Here is an 18,301-nt window from a genome sequence, read left to right as displayed (position 1 = left end):
CGGTTCTGGTGTTCGGCGGCGAGTTCCACGGGCGTGCTCGATCGCGTGTGGCCACTCAAGCCGCCGCGTCGATCACGTCGGGCACCAGGTGCTCACGGAACCCGCCTCGCCGAGACCGGGAAAGTGTAGACCAACCGGTCGTGCCGGGGTCCCGCCGGGTGGCTCGTTCAGGTGACAAGTCGGTGACAGCTGCTTCGGGAACCCGCGAATGCGGTGGTGCGTGACCCCTTTTCTAAGGTGTGATCTCTGCGCACGCGAGACACAGGGGGCGGAATGCCGGCACGACGGTTGAGGATCGGCGCGGTCGCCGTCTTGTGCTGCCTCGTGGCCGGTTGCGACGTCGCGATCGACGGGGCGGCCGGGATCTCGCCCGTCGAGCAGCAGCGGGTGGATCGGCGCACGGAGCAGCGAGGTGCTGTCGAGAGCGCGTTGAAGGCGCTCGAGCAGGCACCTGCCGTTGTCTACAAGTCGACAATCAAGGACGCTTCGGGCAAACCCGCCGAATTGCAGTTCCGGATCACCCGCAACGGAAGCGCGCAAGGCGCGTTGCCGGTCGACGGCCAGAGCATCCAGGTCATCTCGGCCGACAAGCAGCTGTACCTCTCGGCGACGCCGGAGTACTGGAAGGCGCACGGGCTCGGCAACAGTGACCAGTACGGCACCAACTGGGTCCGCACCGACAGTTCGGATCTGCCGGTGAACGCCGTCGAGGTGCTCAACCCGCGCAAGGCCGCGTCGACACTCCGGACCGCGGTGTCCGCGATGAACCGGCTGACCGATCCGGTGCGGTCGAAGTTGCCCGACGGGACCGAGGTCTACGACGTCGGGAGCGGGCTCGGGACGCTGCGGGTGACCACCGCGGCGCCGCATCGCGTGGTCAGTTTCGCGCCGTCCCTCGTCGACGCGGCGGGCGGCAAGACGCTCGGTGCCGAGATGCGGGTCGAGCCACTCACCGGGGACGCGCTCAAGAAGCTCCAGACCGATCTGGACGGCGCTGTCGGCGGTGTCGGGCAGCCGTTCGACGCGCTCGTCCAGGTCAGCGTCAGCGTGGTCAACGACAAACTGGACTGCACCGATTTCGTCGGAACCTGCCGGGCGACCATCGACGTGGCCAACACCGTCATCGGCAGCGCGAGCAAGACGCCCGTGCACCTGACACTGACCGTCGAGTTCACGGCCCAGTCACTCGGCGCGCAGACCTGCACCGCGGACGCCAACGCGGCACCGGACACCACGACGAGCATGTCCTGCGAGGTCAAGTTCAAGCTGCCGAATCGGAACGCCAGCTATCAGGTGCAGGCGAAGCCGTCTCCTCGCGGCGAGGTCCGGGTGCCGGTCGACGTGAACGGCGTCCGCGAAAAGCTCAAGTCCGAGTTCGCCACGCTGGGCGGCTGACCTGCACACTCACCCACGGGTGAGTTACATACGTTGAAGTAGTCGATCACGCGTTCTTAGCATCGGCGTTGTCGCCGATGAAAAGGGAGAACGTGATGGCGAAGTTGGTTGTGTTCGGAGGAACCGGGTACGCGGGCGGGAAGATCACCGCGGAGGCACGCGGCCGCGGCCACGAGGTCCTGGTGGTGTCGAGGAACGCTGAAGGCGAAGGAGCGAAGGCAGGGTCGCTGTACGACGAGGCGTTCCTCGCCGACGTCGCCAAGGGCGCCGACGTCCTGGTGATCGCGGTTCACGGTCAGGGCGGCCTGCTCGACGCGGTGCCCTCGATCGCTCGGGTCGCGAAGGACAACGGCGCGCGGATCGGCGTGGTCGGCGGGGCGGGCAGCCTGCACGTGGCCGAGGGCGGGCCGCGGCTGATCGACACCCCCGAGTTCCCGGACGCGTACAAGGGCGAGGCTGGGGCGCACGCGGAGGTGCTGGAAGCGTTCCGGAAGCTTCCCGAGGACATCGACTGGTTCTACGTCAGCCCGGCCGCCGAGTTCGGCGCGTGGGCCGAGGGTGAGCGGACCGGTGACTTCCGGCTCGGCGGTGACGTGCTCCTGACCGACGAGAACGGTGGGTCGAAGATCAGCGGCGCCGACTACGCGATCGCGTTCGTCGACGAGATCGACAAGCCGGAGCGCCGCCGTCAGCGTTTCTGCGTCGCTTACTGACCGGACAGTTCCTTCACGACCGGAGCGAACGTTTCCAGCATCGGTTCGAACACCGTGATGTAGGAGAAGCCGTACCGCTCGCGACGTTCCTCGAGCTGCCGGACCATCTCGTCGACGGTCCCGAACAGCAATTGTGGCGTTTCGAGCAGGGTGTCCACGTCGAGGGCGTCCTGGTCCTTGAGCTCTTCACGCCAGGACTCCGCGGCCGCGCGCCGGTCTTCCGTGACGACGACCCGCTGGACGAGCATGTTCAGCTCGGGATCCCGGCCGTCGAGGTGCGAGCGGAAGAAGGCGACGCGTTCGTCCATGCGCTCGGCGTCGTCGAGCCGGAAAGTGCCAGGCGGTTTCCCCGGTGCTTGGCGAAGGCCCGCGAAGCCGGCGATATCGGCTTCGCGGGCGGCGAGGGAGAGCACGCCATCGCTGTTGCCCGCGAGGAGCAACGGCGGGGGCGTGATCCCTTCGGCGGCGAAGTGTTCGCGCAGGTGGTCAAGGCCCTTGGCGAGGTACTCGATGCGCTCCTTGGCCGGAATCCACGGCAGGCCGGCATCGTCGAATTCCGATTTCATGTGACCGGAGCCGAGGCCGAGGTCCAGCCGGTCGCCCGTCATCTTCACCGTCGTGGTGACTTCGCGCGCGAAGAGCGCGAGGTTGTAGAAGGGCACGTTGGAGACGAGAGTGCCGACGCGTGGCCGCTCGGTCACGGCGGCGGCCATGGTCAGGGCCGGAAAAGGCGCGTTTCGTCCTGGGCCGAGATGATCGGGCACGGAGATGACGTCGAAGCCGAGGGCCTCGGCGCGCCGGCACTTCGCGACCCAGTCTTCGCGGTTCTCGGCGCCCCACAGGTTCACACCGAACTTGAATTTCCCCATGAACGGAAACCTAGCCACGCCGGACGGCCCGGCGCGCCCTGTTTCGCGAGGAGCCGAAAACGAAGCAAGGGACCTTTGCTTTCACTCTCCGGAAGAGAGTGAGAGCAAAGGTCCCTTGCTTCGTTTCGGATCAGGCGTTGCCGTCGAAGAGGGACGTGACCGACCCGTCCTCGAAGACCTGCTGGATCGCCTGCGCCAGCAGCGGCGCGATGGACAGCACGGTCAGGCCGGGGAACCGCTTCTCCTCCGGGATCGGCAGCGTGTTGGTGACGATCACCTCGCGCGCCTTGCAGTTCGACAGCCGCTCGGTGGCGGGGTCGGACAGGATGCCGTGGGTCGAGGCGATGACGACGTCGGACGCGCCTTCGTCGAGCAGGGCCTCGGTGGCCTTCACGATCGTGCCGCCGGTGTCGATCATGTCGTCGATCAGCACGCACAGCTGACCGCGGACCTTGCCGACGACGCGGTTGGCGACGGCCTGGTTCGGCTTGTCCGGGTCGCGGGTCTTGTGGATGAAGGCGATCGGCCGGTCACCCAGCTGAGCCGCCCACTTCTCGGCCAGCCGCACGCGGCCCGAGTCCGGCGAGACGACGGTGATGTTCTCGTCCTGGTAGGTCTTGTTGATGTGCGCGGCCAGCACGTTCTGCGCGAGCAGGTGGTCGACCGGGCCGTCGAAGAAGCCCTGGATCTGCGCGGTGTGCAGGTCGACCGTCATGATCCGGTCGGCGCCGGCGGTCTTGAACAGGTCCGCGATCAGGCGCGCGGAGATCGGCTCGCGGCCCTTGTGCTTCTTGTCCTGCCGCGCGTACGGGTAGAACGGCATGATCACGGTGATCCGCTTGGCGCTCGCCCGCTTGAGGGCGTCCACCATGATCAGCTGCTCCATCACCCACTCGTTGATGGGCGCCGGGTGGCTCTGGATCACGAACGCGTCGGTCCCGCGCACCGATTCGTTGAACCGGACGAAGATCTCGCCGTTGGCGAAGTTGTGCGCGGTCTGCGGGACGACCGTCACGTTGAGGTGCTTGGCCACCTCTTCGGCGAGCTCCGGGTGTGCGCGCCCGGAGAAGAGCATCAGGTTCTTCTTCGGTGTGCCGGACTTCGAACTCATGCTGGCGACTCCCCGTCGTTTCCCTTATTTGAATCGGACACGGCGGTGGTGTCCTGCTTCGCGGCGGAAGCTGCTTCCGCCGCGGGTGTACCCGGCCTGCGCCGGGTCACCCAGTCTTCGATGTTGCGCTGCGGCCCGGTGGACACGGCGAGCGCGCCCGGGGGCACGTCTTGCCTGATCACGGTGCCCGCCCCACTGTAGGCGCCATCGCCGATGGTCACCGGGGCGACGAACGTGTTGTCCGCGCCGAGCCGAACATGGGAGCCGATCGTGGTGTGGTGCTTGTGCACGCCGTCGTAATTCACGAAAACGCTGGAACACCCGATGTTGCTGTTCTCGCCGATGGTCGCGTCGCCGACGTAGGTCAGGTGCGGAACCTTCGTCCCGGCGCCGATGTCCGCGTTCTTCGTTTCGACGAAAGCGCCGAGTTTGCCCTTGGTCCCCAGTTTGGTTCCGGGGCGGAGATAGGTGAACGGGCCGACCTTCACGCCGTCGCCCAGTTCCGAATCCGAACCGTGCGTCCGCACCACCGACGCGCCCGCGCCGACGGAGACGTTCTCCAAGGTGCTGTCCGGGCCGATCTGCGCACCCTCGCCGACCGAAGTCGAGCCCTTCAGCTGCACGCCGGGCTCGATGACGACATCGCGCGACAGGGTCACGCCCGCGTCGATCCAGGTGCTCGACGGGTCGACGACGGTGACGCCCGCCCGCTGCCAGCCGCGGACGATGCGCCGGTTCAGCTCGGCGCCGAGGACGGAGAGCTGCACGCGGTCGTTGACGCCTTCGGTCACCCACGGGTCGTCGATGACCAGCGCGCCGACGCCCTTGCCGTCGCCGCGGGCGATGCCGAGGACGTCGGTGAGGTAGAGCTCGCCCTGCGCGTTGTCGGTCGAAAGCCTCGAAAGCCCGTCGACCAGGACCGACGCGTCGAAGGCGTAGACGCCGGAGTTGATTTCGGCGATTTCGTGCTGTTCGGGGGTGGCGTCCTTCTGCTCGACGATCGAGGTGACGACGCCGTTTCCGTCGCGGATGATCCGGCCGTAACCGGTCGGGTTCTCGACGACCGCGGTCAGCACGGTGACCGCGTTCCCGGTCGCGGTGTGCTCCGCGACCAGGGAAGCGAGTGTTTCGGTGTCGAGCAGCGGGACGTCGCCGTAGCTGACGACGACGGTGCCGGTCAGCCCGCCCGGCAGCGCCGAGAGCGCGCACGAGACGGCGTGCCCGGTGCCCTTCTGCTCCTCCTGGACGGCCGTGACGACCTCGCGGCCGAGCGCCTCGCCGACCTTCGCCAGCCGAGCGCCGACCGAGTCGCGACCGTGGCCGATGACCACGACGAGGTGTTCGGGGCTCAGCCCCGCGGCGGCCCGCACCGCGTGCTCGACCAGAGGACGGCCGGCGATCGGGTGCAGCACCTTCGGGGTGGACGAGCGCATACGGGTGCCCTCACCCGCGGCGAGGATCAACGTGCTCAGCGGGCCGGTCACGGCACTCCCAACATTTCACCAACGGTGGTTGTCGGGCATTGATCCTACGTGGGCTGCTCGGCGTCCCACGCGGGGTCGGTCGGAGCATCCTCGCCGGGCCATCCGGTGACCGGATCGATGGCCATCGAGTTCACCGACGAAACCTGGTTCCCGCCGCCACGTTTCGCCTGGTACATGGCCGCGTCGGCGCGGGCGAGGACCTGTTCGGCCCGCTCCTGCGGGCGGAGCGAAACCAGGCCGACGGAGAGGGTGACGCCGTGCGAAAGGTGGTGCGGCAGAGATGCGACGGCATTCACAGAACGACCTAGCGCCTGCTTCGCCGCCGACGCCGGAGCCCCAGGTAGAAGCACGATGAACTCGTCTCCGCCGTATCGCGCGACGACGTCGTCGCCGCGCAGGGCGTCGCGCAGCGTGCTCGCGATGACACGGAGCACGTTGTCGCCCTCGGCGTGGGACTGCTTGTCGTTGACGTCCTTGAATCCGTCGAGGTCCACCAGCGCGACCGCGAGCGGCTGGGCGTCCGCGGACGACGCCAGCGAACGCAGCTTTTCGTCGAGCGCGCGCCGGTTCGGCAGCCCGGTGAGCGGGTCCTGGAGGGCCTGCTGGGTGATCGCCCCGTGCTCGGCGGACAGCCGTTCGTGCTCCCGGCGCGCGTTGAGCGTGGCGATCTGCGATTCCCGCAGCGACCACATCTCCGTTTCCAGGATGGTCGCGTAGTCGATGAGCGACTGGCTCGCGCCGGACGCGTAGTCCGGGGCGGTGTCGAGCCTGGCCAGCTCGCGGGCGAGGTTCAACCGCATCGAGGGCAGCGAGCCGTCCTCGTTGTCCTCGCGAACCTCTTTGAGCACCTGCAGCGCGTCCTCGCGGCGGGCGACGTTGTCCAGGCAGCGGGCCAGCGCGATGGCGATGATCTCGCGTTCGTGCGGGAACACCAGTTCCGGATGCAGCAGCGCTTTCAGCCGCTCGATGTGGGACGAATCGGGTGACGCCAGCGCGGCCGCCGCGGCGAGCACGCCGACCTGGTCGATCGCGGGCACCCCGGCCTTGCGCGGGAACAGCGACTCGGTGAACGGGCCCTCGGCGGCTTGCGCCATCGAAGCCGCGGTGCGGAACTTGTCCGCTCCTTCGTCGTACCGCTCGATGCGTTCGAGCCGCAGGCCCCAGCCCAGCAGCATTTTGACCCGGTTGATCAGCTGGAGCGCGATCTCGTGCGGGCTCGCGCTGTCGCGGATCGCCTGCGCGGCGCGGGCGATGGCCTCCTCGGCCGCCTCGTAGACGCCCAGCTGGTTCAGCACCAGCCAGCAGTCGACCAGGGTCGTGGACAGCATCCGGTCCCAGTTGCGCCTGCCGACCTGGCGGTCCGGGACCGCGGAGTCGTCGAGAATGGCCAGCGCCCTGGCGATCTCGGTGAGAGCGGCGTCCTCTTGTTTGGCGATCACCAGGCGCCGTCCGCGCATCGCGTGCGCGTCCGCGCGCATCAGGGCGAGGCCGTGACGCCGGGTGTGCGCGAGCATCTCGTCGAGCCTGGGCTCGGCTTCGGCGGCGAGACCGCGGGTGACCAGCCTCGCCATCGCGGAGTAGCGCAGCAGCTGGGCCACCAGCAAAGGTTCGCCACGGCGCTGCGTCTCGTCGAGGAGTTCGTCGAGGCTGGTGACGATGTCCAGCTGTTCGGCGAAGCTGACGCGCTGGATGGCCGCGCCGAGTTCGCGCGCGCGACCATGGAGCCAGGCGTCGGACATCTCCGCAAGCGCCGGCCGCCTGCTGCTGGTCGTCGCGTCCTCGGTCAGCCGCACACACCCCCACCGTTGAAAACGCCGCTGGTCATCTGTTCGTCTGCTCCGCCGCCAGGATTCGAACCTGAACTGTCAGAACCAAAATCTGAAGTGCTGCCGATTACACTACGGCGGATCGATCCTGGTCAGAATAGCCATGCCGGAGACGCCCGCGTGCGCCCGGGGGTTGCCTCACAGTCGCGGGCACTCCACAGGGGACGAAACCTCCTGTACCGTAACTTACGGCATCGTAGGTAAGGTCACCCTTAGGTAAGCCCTCAAGGGTCGCGCGTAGAAAAGAAGTGACTGCATGACGGCTACCCTCGACCGTTCCCAGAAGCCCGCGAAGGGCCCCAAGCCCGTTCTCGACGGGACGCGATCGGGCGGCGTGCAGCTCTCGGTCTACCTCGGGGTCATCTTCCCGCTCGCCGCGTTGCTCGTGGCCGTCCCGTTCGCCTGGGGCTGGGGATTGACCTGGGTCGACGTCGCCATCTTCGTGGTCTTCTACGCGATCAGCGGCCTCGGTATCACCGTGTCTTACCACCGGTACTTCACGCACGGCTCGTTCAAGGCCAAGCCGTGGCTGCGCGTCGCGATGGCGATCGCCGGCAGCATGGCCGTCCAGGGCCCCGTGATCACCTGGGTCGCCGACCACCGTCGCCACCACGCGTTCTCCGACCGCGACGGCGACCCGCACTCCCCGTGGCTGTTCGGCACCACGCCGCTCGCCATCGCCAAGGGTTTCTGGCACGCGCACATGGGCTGGCTGTTCGAGCGCGACCAGACCAACGCGGAGCGGTTCGCGCCGGACCTGGTGAAGGACCCGGCCATCAAGAAGGTCGACGACCTGTTCTGGCTGTGGAGCCTGCTCACGCTGGTCATGCCCGCGGTGCTCGGCGGACTGATCACCTGGTCGTTCTGGGGCGCGGTGACCGCGTTCTTCTGGGCCGGTCTGGTGCGCGTCTGCGTGCTGCACCACGTGACCTGGTCGGTCAACTCGGTCTGCCACATGATCGGCGAGCGCCCGTTCGCCGCCCGTGACAAGTCGGCCAACTTCTGGCCGCTGGCGATCTTCTCCTTCGGCGAGTCGTGGCACAACCTGCACCACGCGGACCCGACTTCGGCCCGGCACGGCGTGCAGCGCGGTCAGATCGACATTTCCGCGCGTCTCATTTGGATCTTCGAGAAGTTCGGCTGGGCCTATGACGTGCGCTGGCCGACCCCGCAGCGCCTCGCGCGCATCGCCGCCGAAAGCAAATAGCGAGGTCACGTTAGTCTTCTCCAATGGCGGGGAGACGGCGAACCAAACGTGAAGCGGTCACCGGAGCGCGTCCTGTCGCTCCGGTGGCCCGTGTGCGGATGACGGGTACCGAGCGCAGGCAACAACTTCTCAACGTCGCCAGAGCCCTGTTCGCGGAAAAGGGTTTCGAGGGCACTTCCATCGAGGAGATCGCGCATCGCGCGAACGTCTCCAAACCGGTGGTGTACGAACACTTCGGCGGCAAGGAAGGCATCTACGCCGTCGTCGTGGACCGCGAAACGCAATCGCTGCTCGACCGGATGGTCTCCACCCTCCACGGTGGACACCCGAGGGTGATGCTGGAGCAGGCGGCGATCGCGTTGCTCTCCTACGTCGAGGACTCACACGACGGCTTCCGCATCCTGGTGCGGGATTCGCCGGTCGCGAGTTCGACGGGCACGTTCTCCACGGTGCTGAACGACATCGCCAGCCAGGTCGAGCACATCCTCGCGCAGCAGTTCGCCGCGCGGGGCTACGACGAGAAGCTGGCCGCGCTGTACGCGCAGGCGCTCGTCGGGATGGTCGCCTTGACCGGGCAATGGTGGCTCGACGCCCGGAAACCGAAGCGTGACGAGGTCGCCGCGCATCTGGTCAACCTCGCCTGGAACGGTCTGTCCAATTTGGAGCACAAGCCGAAGCTGCGGCTGCGCTGAGATCTGCGTCGCCTGGTAGTAACGTTTCCCGCCCGATGAGCGCTATGGCCCCCATAGAGATCATCAAGCTGGGGGAACACCATGGAAAACTACCCTGCGCCCGCCGTGGAACAGATGGTGCCGCGGAAGAAAACGTGGCTGAGGCCCGTCATCCGCCTGGCCATCTTCGGCGTCATCGCCCTGGTCGCGTTCCTTGTCGCGAATCCGTTCACGGCGTCGAGCACCGAGGTCGGCGCCTGCCTCAAGGGTGACATCACCAAAGCGAGCACTGTCGAAAAGACCGAATGCGGGACGCTGGACGCGAATTTCAAGGTACTCGGAAAAAAGGACGGGAAGTCTGAGATCGGGATCAAGCTCTCAGGCGGGTCGGAATGCGATGATTACCCCACGGCGGACTGGACCCTGTTCCAGGGAAAGAAGACGGGGAGCGACGGCACCCTGCTGTGCCTGGAAGACCTGAAGAACCCGGGTGAACGGCCGCCGGTCGTCGGTGACTGCCTTCCCGATGACGTGGTCAAGGCGAAGAAGCTCACGAAGGTGGACTGCGGGACAGCCGGCTACAAGGTCCTCGCCATCGAGAAGAGCACGGCGTACCTCGTCGACGACAGCACCGTTTGCACCCAGGTGCCGTCGACCGACGAGAAGATCGCGTGGCAGCGATCGGGTGGCGGGCTCCCTCAGTCGAGGGTGCTGTGCCTGGACAAGCTCAAGTAGCGGTCGTCAGCGCAGGAGACCGGTCTCCAGCAGGTGGTCGAAGATGATCTTGTCCACCGCGGAGACCCGGTCCCTGTCCGCGTAACCGAGCCAGGCGACCTCGTCGATCTCGCTGCTGGCCGCGAGCGTTCCGGCGAATTCGGCGGTGTAGCAGGTCATCCGGACCACGATCCCCGGCACGTGCCCATCCGCCTGTGCCTCGAACACCCCGGCGGGCGTGATACTCGCCGGGGTGATCTCGACGGTCAGTTCTTCGCGGATCTCGCGAACGAGTGTCTCCGTGTCGGTTTCGCCTGCTTCGCGTTTGCCGCCGGGCAGGTAGAACACGGATTTGCCGCGTGAGCGGGTGCTCAGGATCCGGCCGTCGCGCAGGTGGAGCCACGCGATTTTGTCGATCACGGTTCAGCCCAGCGCCGCGGCGGTCTCGGCGGTCGTCAGGACTTCGCCCAGCCTCGGGAACACCTTGGTGATCGCGGACTCGTGGGAGATCGCGGCGATCCCGGTCATCGCGTCCGAAACGGCGATGGTCTCGTAGCCGTGATCGGCCGCGGCGCGCAACGTCGATTCGACGCCGTATTCCGTGGCGATCCCGCCGAGCACCAGGGTCTTCACGCCGAACCCGCGCAGGAGTTCGTCGAGTCCGGTGCCATAGAACGCGCCGATCGTGTGCTTGGTGATCAGGTGCTCGCCTTCGCGAGGCGTCAGTTCGGCGACCAGTTCGCTACCGGGCGGTTGCTCCTTGACGTACGGCCGGTGCGCCTGCACGTGGACGATCGGCGAACCGGCCGCGTTGAAGACGTCACGCAGCAGAACGGCGTTCGACACGACTTCGGTGCCTTCGAGCGGGACAGTCTCCAGCGCGACGATCCGCGTCTGGAGGTCGATCAGGACGAGCGCGGTCGTCGCCGGGTCGATCTTCGTCATGGCGGGAGCCTAGTGTCCCTATGCTGGAGCCATGGGGCAGCGGAGAGAAGTAGTGGTCACCGGCGGCGGAACGGGAATCGGCTACGCGGTCGCGGCGGCGTTCGCCGCGCTGGGCGAGCGGGTGACGATCACCGGCCGTCGCGAACAGCTCCTCACCGAGGCCGCCACGTTGCTCGGGGCGAACCCGGTCCCGTTCGACGCGGCCGACCCGGACGCGGTGGAAAGGGCGCTGGCCGAGCTGCCGGAGCACGTCGATGTCCTGGTCAACAACGCGGGCGGGAACACCGATTTCCGGAATGGGCCCGCCGGGGACCTGAAAGCGTTCGCCGCGAACTGGCAGGCCAATCTGGACGCGAACGTCTTCAGCGCCGTGCTGGTCACCCGTGCCTTGCGGGAAAGGCTCGCCGACGGCGCGCGGATCGTCACGATCGGCTCCATCGCCGCGCACACCGGCGCCGGTTCCTACGGCGCCGCCAAGGCCGCGCTGGAGGCGTGGAATGTCGACGTGGCAAGGGAATTCGGGCCGCGGGGGATCACCGCGAACGTCGTCGCGCCCGGACTGATCGGGGACACCGAGTTCTTTCACGGCAAGCTGTCCGACGAGCGCCGGGCTTGGCTCGTCGGCAACACGCTGACCAAACGCGCCGGTGACCCCGCGGACGTCGCCGAAGTGGTGACCTTCCTGGCGAGCCCGGCCGCGCGGCACGTCACCGGCCAGGTCGTCCACGTCAACGGCGGCGCGCACCTCGGCCGTTAGACGCCGGGGGTGACGCGCAGCAGCTTGTCGTCCTTGCCTTCCGAGGTCGTCACGTAAAGGGAGCCGTCCGGGGCGCTGCGGACCGCGCGCAGCCTGCCGAACTTGTCGTCGAACTCCGGCGGCAGCGTCACTTCGGTGACCTTGCCCGCGTCGTCGAGGCGGAACAGGAGCAGCTTCTGCCCCTTCAGCGCCGTCACGGCGAGGGAGCCTTCGAGCGCGCCCCACTGCGATCCGGTGAGGAACTCGGCGCCACAGATCGCCTCGGTGATCTCCCCGGTCGTCCACAAAGGACTGATGGCGTCCGGGAACCGTTGCGTGTCGGTCATCGGGACGCCTTCGTCGTAGCTGGTTTCGGTGCCGCCCTTGGACGGGTCCCAGCCGTAGTTCGCGCCGGCGCGTTCCAGGTTGACCTCGTCGTCGATGGTCGGGCCGTGCTCGGCGGTGAACACCTGCCCGCTGCCCGGCCGGACCGTGACGCCCTGGACGTTGCGGTGCCCGAAGGTGAACACACGCTGTTCGTTCGGGTTCGCGGACGAGATGAACGGGTTGTCCGGCAAGGGGTTCCCGGTCTTCGCGTCGATGCGGAGCACCTTGCCGCCGAGGTTCGTGCGGTCCTGCGGGAAGGCCGGGCGCGCGGTGTCGCCGGTGCCGACGAGCAGCGCGCCGTCCGCGCCGAACGCGGGACGGCAGCCCGAATGCCTGCCGCTGGAGTTCACCGGCAGCCCGGTCAGCAGGTCCTTGACCTTCGTGGCGCTCGCGCCGTCCTCGGAGAGCCGCCAGGTGACCAGCCGGATGTCGACGGCCTTGTCACCTTCCTTGTGGGTCTGGCAGGTGATGAACTCCCGCGAAGCCGCGAAGTCCTTGCTGATCACCATCCCCATCAGGCCGCCCTCGCCGCGCACGTGGACGTCGGAGAAATCGGCGGCGACGTCGCGTTTCGTGCCGCCCTCGACCAGGGCCAGCTTCCCCGGGCGCTGGGTGACGAGGATCTTCCCGTCCGGCAGGAAGCCGACGTCCCAGCCGTGTTCGAGCCCGGCCGTCACCTGCTCGACCTTCAGTTTCGTCACGGAAGGTTTCGAGGTGACCGGCGGTGCGCTCTGCACCGTTTCGCTCGACGCCCCTGAACAGGCCGTGACCAGCAAAGACAGGGACGCGATCGCGACGACGGCGGGAGTGCGCATGGCATCAGCATGCCATCGTGCCCAATCGCCCGCGAGGAACGAACCGGTCATCCGGTCAGGATCTTCGCCGTTTCGGCGTCGGCGGGAAGGAACGTCTCCAGTTTCAGTTCCGACACCGTGACGTCGGCGGCGGTCGCGAACGTCGTGATGGCCGTGATCAGCCGCAGTTCGCCCGCCGATGTGGACAGGCGCATCGGGACGGCGAACCCGAGGTGATCGGGACCGGGCGGCCCCGGCTCCGGAACGTAACCTTCGAGTTCGGCCAGCAGTTCGGTGAGCCGCTCGTCGGGCGCGTGCGCGATCTCCTGGGTCAGCCGTTCCAGGATGTGCCGCGCCCAGTCCGCGAGGTTCCGCACGCGTGGCGCCATTCCCTTCGGATGCAGGGCGAGCCGCAGGGTGTTGACGGGTTCTTCCAGCAGTTCCGGTGCGACGTCCTCGAAGAGCAGGTCGAGCGCGTCGTTGCGGGCGACGAGGACGCCGTAGCGGTCGACCACGATGGCCGGGTACGGCCGGTGCCCGTCGAGCAGCCGCCGCATGCCGTCGAGGACCGGCAGGAGCCTGGGGTCGTCCAGCGCCGTTTCGGGGAAGCCAGGAGCGAAGCCGGCCGCGAGCAGCAGGCCGTTGCGCTCCCGGAGCGGGAGTTCGAGCGATTCGGCGACGCGCAGCACCAAACCGCGGCCGGGGATCGACCGGCCGCCCTCCAGGAAACTCACGTGCCGTTGGGTGGTTCCGGCCCGTAATGCCAGTTCCAGCTGGGAAAGCCGCCGCCGTTCGCGCCAGCCCCGCAGCGCGGGGCCGAATCCGGAAACCATGGTCGCCATCTTGGCCGAAGCGCCGACGGCGCCGCTATTCCCTCGAGGGAATTGAGACGATTCCCCGTCACGGAGATGCTTCCGGCATGAAATTCGGTCTGGTCGTCCCCACTTATCGGTCCATCCTCGACGCCGGGCGCACCGCGCCGGAAATGGTCGCCGTCGCGGTCGAAGCCGAACGCCTCGGCCTCGATTCGGTCTGGGTCGGCGACACCTTGGCGAAGGCCCCTATCGATCCGTTGACGTTGCTCGGCGCGTTCGCGGCCAGAACCGAGCGGGTCACGCTCGGCACGGCCGCGCTGCTTCCGGCACTGCGGGATCCGCTTCTTTCCGCGAACGCGATCCTTTCACTGGACCTGCTCAGCCAGGGCCGGATCACGCTCGGCGTCGGAGCAGGGTTCGCCGGCCGCAGCGAACCCGAATTCGCCTTCACCCGCGTTCCCTGGGAGCGCCGTCGCGCCCGGCTCGACGACATCGTCGCGCTGTGGCGGCACGTCTGGAGCGGGAACAGCGGTCCGTTCCATGGCGCGGTGCTGCACTACGACACCCTTCCGGAGTACCCGGAGCCGCACCGTCCGGGTGGTCCGCCGGTGTGGCTGGCCGCGTTCACCCCCGGGGCGCTGGAGCGCGCGGGGCGGCTTTACGACGGCTGGTTGCCGTATCCGCCCGACGTCACGGACTACGTCGACGGCCTCGCGAAGATCCGCGAAGCAGCCGTACGTCCCGTGACACCCGCGTTGTTCGCGACAGTGCTCATCGAAGATGACCCGATCCGGGCACGTGAGCGACTGGAGGACTACGCGCAGCGCAATTACGGCGTTCCGCTGGACTTCGTCGAGAAGATCCAAGTGCAGATCGCGGGCAGCCGCGAAGAGGTCGCCGAGAGGCTTCGCGAATACGGGGACGCGGGTGCCGAACACGTGCTGATCCGGATCGCGACGCAGGAACCGGCGGAGTTCGACGAGCAGCTTCCGAAGGTGGTCGAGGCCTTGCCCAGGTAATCGCGCGGCGGACTGTCGGTGCCCCCACGTAGGCTGGGACGGTGACAAACGCTCCATTGTCCGGACTCCTTCATTCCATCCTTCCCGATCCGGCCCTTCGCGGGGTCGTCGAGCGGGCCGGTGCCCCGGTGCTCGAGCTGCAGGGTGCGATCGCCACCCGCCAGCTGGTCGCCGGCGCCCTCGCCGCGGACGAGGGCGCCGGCCGCCCCGTGCTCGCGGTGACCGCCACCGGCCGCGAGGCCGAAGAACTGACAGCCTCGCTGAAGTCGTTCCTCGGCGAAGACGCTGTCGTCGACTTCCCGTCCTGGGAGACGCTGCCGCACGAGCGGCTGTCCCCGCGGGCGGACACCGTCGGACGGCGGCTGGAGGTGCTGCATCGCCTGAAGACCGGCGCCGACACCCTGCGCGTCGTCGTCGCGACCGTCCGCAGCCTCATCCAGCCGATGGCGCCCGGGCTCGGTTCGCTCGCGCCGATCGACCTGGTCGTCGGCGAGGAGCAGAGCTTCGAAGGGCTGCTGGAGCAGCTGGTCGAGCTGGCGTACACGCGGGTGGACATGGTCGAGAAGCGCGGCGAGTTCGCCGTGCGCGGCGGCATCCTCGACCTGTTCGGGCCGACGGCGCAGCATCCGGTGCGGGTCGAGTTCTGGGGCGACGAGGTCAGCGAGATCCGCGCGTTCGCGGTGTCCGACCAGCGATCGCTGCCGGGGGAGATCCAGCACGTCAGCGCGCCGCCGTGCCGTGAGCTTCTGCTCACCGAGTCGGTGCGGGCGAAGGCCGCCGAGCTGGCGACGACGTACGAGGCGGACGCGCAGCTCACCGAGATGCTCACCAAGCTGTCCGGCGGGATCCCCGTCGAGGGCATGGAGGCGCTCATCCCCGTGCTGTGCGAGGGCGAGCTGGACCTGCTGACCGACGCGATGCCGCAGGGCACGCACGTGCTGCTGGCCGATCCGGAGAAGATCCGCGCCCGCGCGGCCGACCTGGTCCGCACCGGGCAGGAGTTCCTCGAGGCGTCCTGGACCACGGCCGCCGCGGGCGGTCAGGCGCCGATCGACCTCGGCGCGTCCGCGTACCGGGACCTCGCGGAGATCGCGAAGCGCGCTCAGGAGACGAAGCGTCCGTGGTGGACGCTGACGCAGCTGGCCAGCGACGATCCCGATGTCTACAACGTCTCGATCGAGGCCGCGCCGAACTACCGCGGCGAGGTCGAGCGCGCGACCACCGACCTGCGCGCGCATACGGCCGCGGGCGGGACGGCCGTGCTCGTGGTCGCCGGGCACGGCACCGCGGCCCGCGCGGTCGAGCAGCTGTCGGCGGGAGACGTGCCCGCGTCACTGGCGGAAGGTCTCACCGGGCCGCTGACGGCGGGCGTCGTCACGGTGACGTGCGGCGGGCTTTCGGACGGCTTCGTGTCGCCGGAGCGCGCTCTCGTGGTGCTGTCCGAGTCGGACCTGACCGGCCGGGGTTCCGGCGCCGGAACGTCCACAAAGGACTTCAGTACCAAGATGCCGTCGCGGCGGCGCAACGCCGTCGACCCGCTCGCCCTCAAGACGGGCGACTACGTCGTGCACGACCAGCACGGCATCGGGCGGTTCGTCGAGATGGTGCAGCGCACCGTCGCCGGCGCGACCCGCGAGTACCTGCTGCTGGAGTACGCCTCCTCCAAGCGCGGGCACCCCGGGGACCGGCTCTTCGTCCCGACCGACCAGCTCGACGAGGTTTCCCGCTACGTCGGCGGCGAGCTGCCGACGCTGAACAAGCTCGGCGGGTCCGACTGGAAGAACACCAAGGCCAAGGCGAAGAAGGCGGTCAAGGAGATCGCCGCCGAACTGGTGCAGCTCTATGCCGCGCGACAGGCCGCGCCCGGGCACGCGTTCGGGCAGGACACCCCGTGGCAGGGCGAACTCGAGGACGCCTTCCCGTTCACCGAGACCAACGACCAGCTCGCCGCGATCGACGAGGTCAAGTCGGATATGGAGCGCGGTGTCCCGATGGACCGCGTCATCTGCGGCGACGTCGGCTACGGCAAGACCGAGATCGCGGTGCGTGCGGCGTTCAAGGCTGTGCAGGACGGGAAGCAGGTCGCGGTGCTGGTGCCCACGACACTGCTCGCGCAGCAGCATCTCAACACCTTCACCGAACGGATGAGTTCGTTCCCGGTGAAGATCAGGGGACTCTCGCGGTTCACGAACAAGGTCGAGTCCGACGCGATCCTCGAACAGCTGTCCTCGGGTGACGTCGACATCGTGATCGGCACGCATCGCCTGCTGCAGACCGGGATCCGGTACAAGGACCTCGGCCTGGTGATCGTCGACGAGGAGCAGCGGTTCGGCGTCGAGCACAAGGAACACATCAAGGCGCTGCGGACACACGTCGACGTCCTGACGATGTCGGCGACGCCGATCCCGCGGACGCTGGAGATGTCGCTCGCCGGAATCCGCGAGATGTCCACGATCCTGACCCCGCCCGAGGACAGGCACCCGATCCTGACCTACGTCGGCGCGTACGACGACAAGCAGGTGGGCGCCGCGATCAGGCGTGAACTGCTGCGCGACGGCCAGGTCTTCTACGTGCACAACAGGGTTTCCTCGATCGAAAAGGCCGCGAAGCGTATTCGCGAGATGGTGCCGGAGGCGCGTGTCGTCACCGCGCACGGGCAGATGAACGAGGACAAACTCGAGAAGATCATCCAGGGTTTCTGGGAGAACGAGTACGACGTGCTCGTCTGCACCACGATCGTCGAAACCGGGCTGGACATCTCGAACGCCAACACGCTGCTGGTGGAACGAGGGGACCTGCTGGGCCTGGCGCAGCTGCACCAGCTGCGCGGCCGGGTCGGGCGCGGTCGAGAGCGCGGGTACGCGTACTTCCTGTACCCGCCGGAAGCGCCGCTCACCGAAACGGCGCACGACCGGCTGGCGACCATCGCGCAGAACACCGAACTGGGCGCGGGGATGGCCGTGGCGATGAAGGACCTGGAGATCCGCGGCGCGGGCAACATCCTCGGCGCGGAGCAGTCCGGGCACATCGCCGGTGTCGGTTTCGATCTGTACGTGCGGCTCGTCGGCGAAGCGGTCGACGCGTTCCGGCGGCACGCGGGCGCGGACACGGCGGAGGAAGAAGAACTCGCCGATGTCCGGGTCGACCTCCCGGTGGACGCGCACATCCCGCACGACTACGTCCCGGGTGAGCGGTTGCGGCTGGAGGCGTACCGCAAGATCGCGGCCGCGCCCGATCAGGCCGGGCTCGACGCCGTGCGCGAGGAACTGGTCGACCGCTACGGCCAGCCGCCCGCCGCCGTGCGACGGCTGCTCGCCGTCGCCGCGTTCCGGCACACCTGCCGCGCGGCGGGTGTCACCGAGGTCGCCGTCCAGGGCTCGTCGATCCGGTTCGCGCCGTTGCCGCTGGCGGATTCGCAGATGGTGCGGCTGAAGCGCCTGTATCCCAAGGCTCTCTTCAAAGCGGTGACGAACACGGTCTCCGTGCCGAAGCCGACCGAGGGCGCGGCCGGCGGCCGCATCGGCGCCCCGGCGTTGCGGGACGAGGAATTGCTGGATTGGTGCGCGAAGCTGTTGACGAACCTGATGAAGTCACCGGCACCCGTCGCGTGAGCGA

General features: G+C 68.1%; 16 protein-coding genes and 1 tRNA gene. 8 read left to right on the top strand and 9 right to left on the bottom strand.

All coding sequences use genetic code 11. The features are described 5' to 3' along the window. The first annotated feature begins 273 nt into the window (after positions 1-273). Positions 274-1,395: a hypothetical protein gene (locus BKN51_RS28785; protein WP_101610621.1), complete on the top strand. Its 1,122-nt coding sequence runs from the start codon at positions 274-276 to the stop codon at positions 1,393-1,395. 95 nt (positions 1,396-1,490) lie between these two features. Then, positions 1,491-2,108, top strand: a complete 618-nt coding sequence (locus tag BKN51_RS28780; protein ID WP_101610620.1) for an NAD(P)-dependent oxidoreductase — start codon at positions 1,491-1,493, stop codon at positions 2,106-2,108. Here the strand turns inward: BKN51_RS28780 and BKN51_RS28775 are convergent. The 5 genes from BKN51_RS28775 to BKN51_RS28755 form a co-directional block, all read right to left on the bottom strand. Further along, the gene (locus BKN51_RS28775) at positions 2,102-2,977 is read right to left on the bottom strand and encodes a TIGR03621 family F420-dependent LLM class oxidoreductase (protein ID WP_101610619.1); all 876 of its coding nucleotides are present in this window, start codon (positions 2,975-2,977) and stop codon (positions 2,102-2,104) included. The two genes, BKN51_RS28780 and BKN51_RS28775, sit on opposite strands and share 7 nt — an antisense overlap. Before the next feature lie 130 nt (positions 2,978-3,107). Further along, entirely contained in the window at positions 3,108-4,088 is a 981-nt protein-coding gene (locus BKN51_RS28770) for a ribose-phosphate diphosphokinase (RefSeq protein ID WP_101610618.1), read from the bottom strand. Then, complete coding sequence (gene glmU / locus BKN51_RS28765; RefSeq protein WP_101610617.1) at positions 4,085-5,572, bottom strand: bifunctional UDP-N-acetylglucosamine diphosphorylase/glucosamine-1-phosphate N-acetyltransferase GlmU; 1,488 nt, start codon at positions 5,570-5,572, stop codon at positions 4,085-4,087. The genes BKN51_RS28770 and glmU overlap by 4 nt, the downstream gene beginning before the upstream one ends. Positions 5,573-5,616: 44 nt before the next feature. Beyond that, on the bottom strand, positions 5,617-7,365 hold the full coding sequence (locus BKN51_RS28760; protein WP_101610616.1) for a GGDEF domain-containing protein: 1,749 nt from the start codon (positions 7,363-7,365) through the stop codon (positions 5,617-5,619). A 43-nt stretch (positions 7,366-7,408) separates the two neighbouring features. Beyond that, a tRNA-Gln gene (locus tag BKN51_RS28755) sits at positions 7,409-7,480 on the bottom strand. A 174-nt stretch (positions 7,481-7,654) separates the two neighbouring features. Here BKN51_RS28755 and BKN51_RS28750 point away from each other — a divergent pair. The 3 genes from BKN51_RS28750 to BKN51_RS28740 all read left to right on the top strand — a co-directional run bounded on the left by BKN51_RS28750 (position 7,655) and on the right by BKN51_RS28740 (position 10,011). After that, entirely contained in the window at positions 7,655-8,605 is a 951-nt protein-coding gene (locus BKN51_RS28750) for an acyl-CoA desaturase (RefSeq protein ID WP_101610615.1), read from the top strand. Positions 8,606-8,703: 98 nt separating this feature from the next. Beyond that, on the top strand, positions 8,704-9,297 hold the full coding sequence (locus tag BKN51_RS28745; protein ID WP_146044282.1) for a TetR/AcrR family transcriptional regulator: 594 nt from the start codon (positions 8,704-8,706) through the stop codon (positions 9,295-9,297). Between the two features lie 81 nt (positions 9,298-9,378). After that, positions 9,379-10,011 (top strand): LppU/SCO3897 family protein, encoded by a 633-nt coding sequence (locus BKN51_RS28740; RefSeq protein WP_101610613.1) that lies wholly within the window; start codon positions 9,379-9,381, stop codon positions 10,009-10,011. Positions 10,012-10,017: 6 nt separating this feature from the next. On the opposite strand, the gene BKN51_RS28735 is transcribed toward BKN51_RS28740, so the two are convergent. Beyond that, positions 10,018-10,410: an NUDIX hydrolase gene (locus BKN51_RS28735; protein WP_101610612.1), complete on the bottom strand. Its 393-nt coding sequence runs from the start codon at positions 10,408-10,410 to the stop codon at positions 10,018-10,020. Positions 10,411-10,413: 3 nt separating this feature from the next. Further along, the gene (locus BKN51_RS28730; protein ID WP_101610611.1) at positions 10,414-10,935 is read right to left on the bottom strand and encodes an isochorismatase family protein; all 522 of its coding nucleotides are present in this window, start codon (positions 10,933-10,935) and stop codon (positions 10,414-10,416) included. 31 nt (positions 10,936-10,966) lie between these two features. Here BKN51_RS28730 and BKN51_RS28725 point away from each other — a divergent pair, with 31 nt between their 5' ends. Continuing rightward, a complete protein-coding gene (locus BKN51_RS28725; protein ID WP_101610610.1) occupies positions 10,967-11,692 on the top strand; it encodes an SDR family NAD(P)-dependent oxidoreductase in 726 nt (241 codons plus the stop codon). Here the strand turns inward: BKN51_RS28725 and BKN51_RS28720 are convergent. Both BKN51_RS28720 and BKN51_RS28715 read right to left on the bottom strand, forming a co-directional pair. Beyond that, positions 11,689-12,873 (bottom strand): PQQ-dependent sugar dehydrogenase, encoded by a 1,185-nt coding sequence (locus BKN51_RS28720; RefSeq protein ID WP_101610609.1) that lies wholly within the window; start codon positions 12,871-12,873, stop codon positions 11,689-11,691. The two genes, BKN51_RS28725 and BKN51_RS28720, sit on opposite strands and share 4 nt — an antisense overlap. Before the next feature lie 47 nt (positions 12,874-12,920). Continuing rightward, positions 12,921-13,685: a helix-turn-helix transcriptional regulator gene (locus BKN51_RS28715; protein WP_101613514.1), complete on the bottom strand. Its 765-nt coding sequence runs from the start codon at positions 13,683-13,685 to the stop codon at positions 12,921-12,923. Between the two features lie 86 nt (positions 13,686-13,771). On the opposite strand from BKN51_RS28715, the gene BKN51_RS28710 reads away from it, so the two are divergent. After that, positions 13,772-14,686: an LLM class flavin-dependent oxidoreductase gene (locus BKN51_RS28710; protein ID WP_101610608.1), complete on the top strand. Its 915-nt coding sequence runs from the start codon at positions 13,772-13,774 to the stop codon at positions 14,684-14,686. A 56-nt stretch (positions 14,687-14,742) separates the two neighbouring features. Continuing rightward, positions 14,743-18,297 carry a transcription-repair coupling factor gene (gene mfd, locus BKN51_RS28705; protein ID WP_101610607.1) on the top strand — a complete coding sequence of 1,185 codons (3,555 nt, stop codon included), beginning with the start codon at positions 14,743-14,745 and terminating at the stop codon, positions 18,295-18,297. Positions 18,298-18,301 lie beyond the last annotated feature (4 nt).

It is taken from the genome of Amycolatopsis sp. BJA-103 (assembly GCF_002849735.1).
Classification (GTDB): domain Bacteria; phylum Actinomycetota; class Actinomycetes; order Mycobacteriales; family Pseudonocardiaceae; genus Amycolatopsis.
This window is presented reverse-complemented; position numbering and strand designations above follow the sequence as displayed.

Excerpts from the sequence above, each read along its gene's own strand:
- BKN51_RS28785 (WP_101610621.1), top strand. The coding sequence starts at position 274 with ATGCCGGCACGACGGTTGAGGATCGGCGCGGTCGCCGTCTTGTGCTGC.
- BKN51_RS28780 (WP_101610620.1), top strand. The coding sequence starts at position 1,491 with ATGGCGAAGTTGGTTGTGTTCGGAGGAACCGGGTACGCGGGCGGGAAG.
- BKN51_RS28775 (WP_101610619.1), bottom strand. The coding sequence starts at position 2,977 with ATGGGGAAATTCAAGTTCGGTGTGAACCTGTGGGGCGCCGAGAACCGC.
- BKN51_RS28770 (WP_101610618.1), bottom strand. The coding sequence starts at position 4,088 with ATGAGTTCGAAGTCCGGCACACCGAAGAAGAACCTGATGCTCTTCTCC.
- BKN51_RS28750 (WP_101610615.1), top strand. The coding sequence starts at position 7,655 with ATGACGGCTACCCTCGACCGTTCCCAGAAGCCCGCGAAGGGCCCCAAG.
- BKN51_RS28745 (WP_146044282.1), top strand. The coding sequence starts at position 8,704 with ATGACGGGTACCGAGCGCAGGCAACAACTTCTCAACGTCGCCAGAGCC.
- BKN51_RS28740 (WP_101610613.1), top strand. The coding sequence starts at position 9,379 with ATGGAAAACTACCCTGCGCCCGCCGTGGAACAGATGGTGCCGCGGAAG.
- BKN51_RS28730 (WP_101610611.1), bottom strand. The coding sequence starts at position 10,935 with ATGACGAAGATCGACCCGGCGACGACCGCGCTCGTCCTGATCGACCTC.
- BKN51_RS28725 (WP_101610610.1), top strand. The coding sequence starts at position 10,967 with ATGGGGCAGCGGAGAGAAGTAGTGGTCACCGGCGGCGGAACGGGAATC.
- BKN51_RS28720 (WP_101610609.1), bottom strand. The coding sequence starts at position 12,873 with ATGCGCACTCCCGCCGTCGTCGCGATCGCGTCCCTGTCTTTGCTGGTC.
- BKN51_RS28715 (WP_101613514.1), bottom strand. The coding sequence starts at position 13,685 with ATGGTTTCCGGATTCGGCCCCGCGCTGCGGGGCTGGCGCGAACGGCGG.
- BKN51_RS28710 (WP_101610608.1), top strand. The coding sequence starts at position 13,772 with ATGAAATTCGGTCTGGTCGTCCCCACTTATCGGTCCATCCTCGACGCC.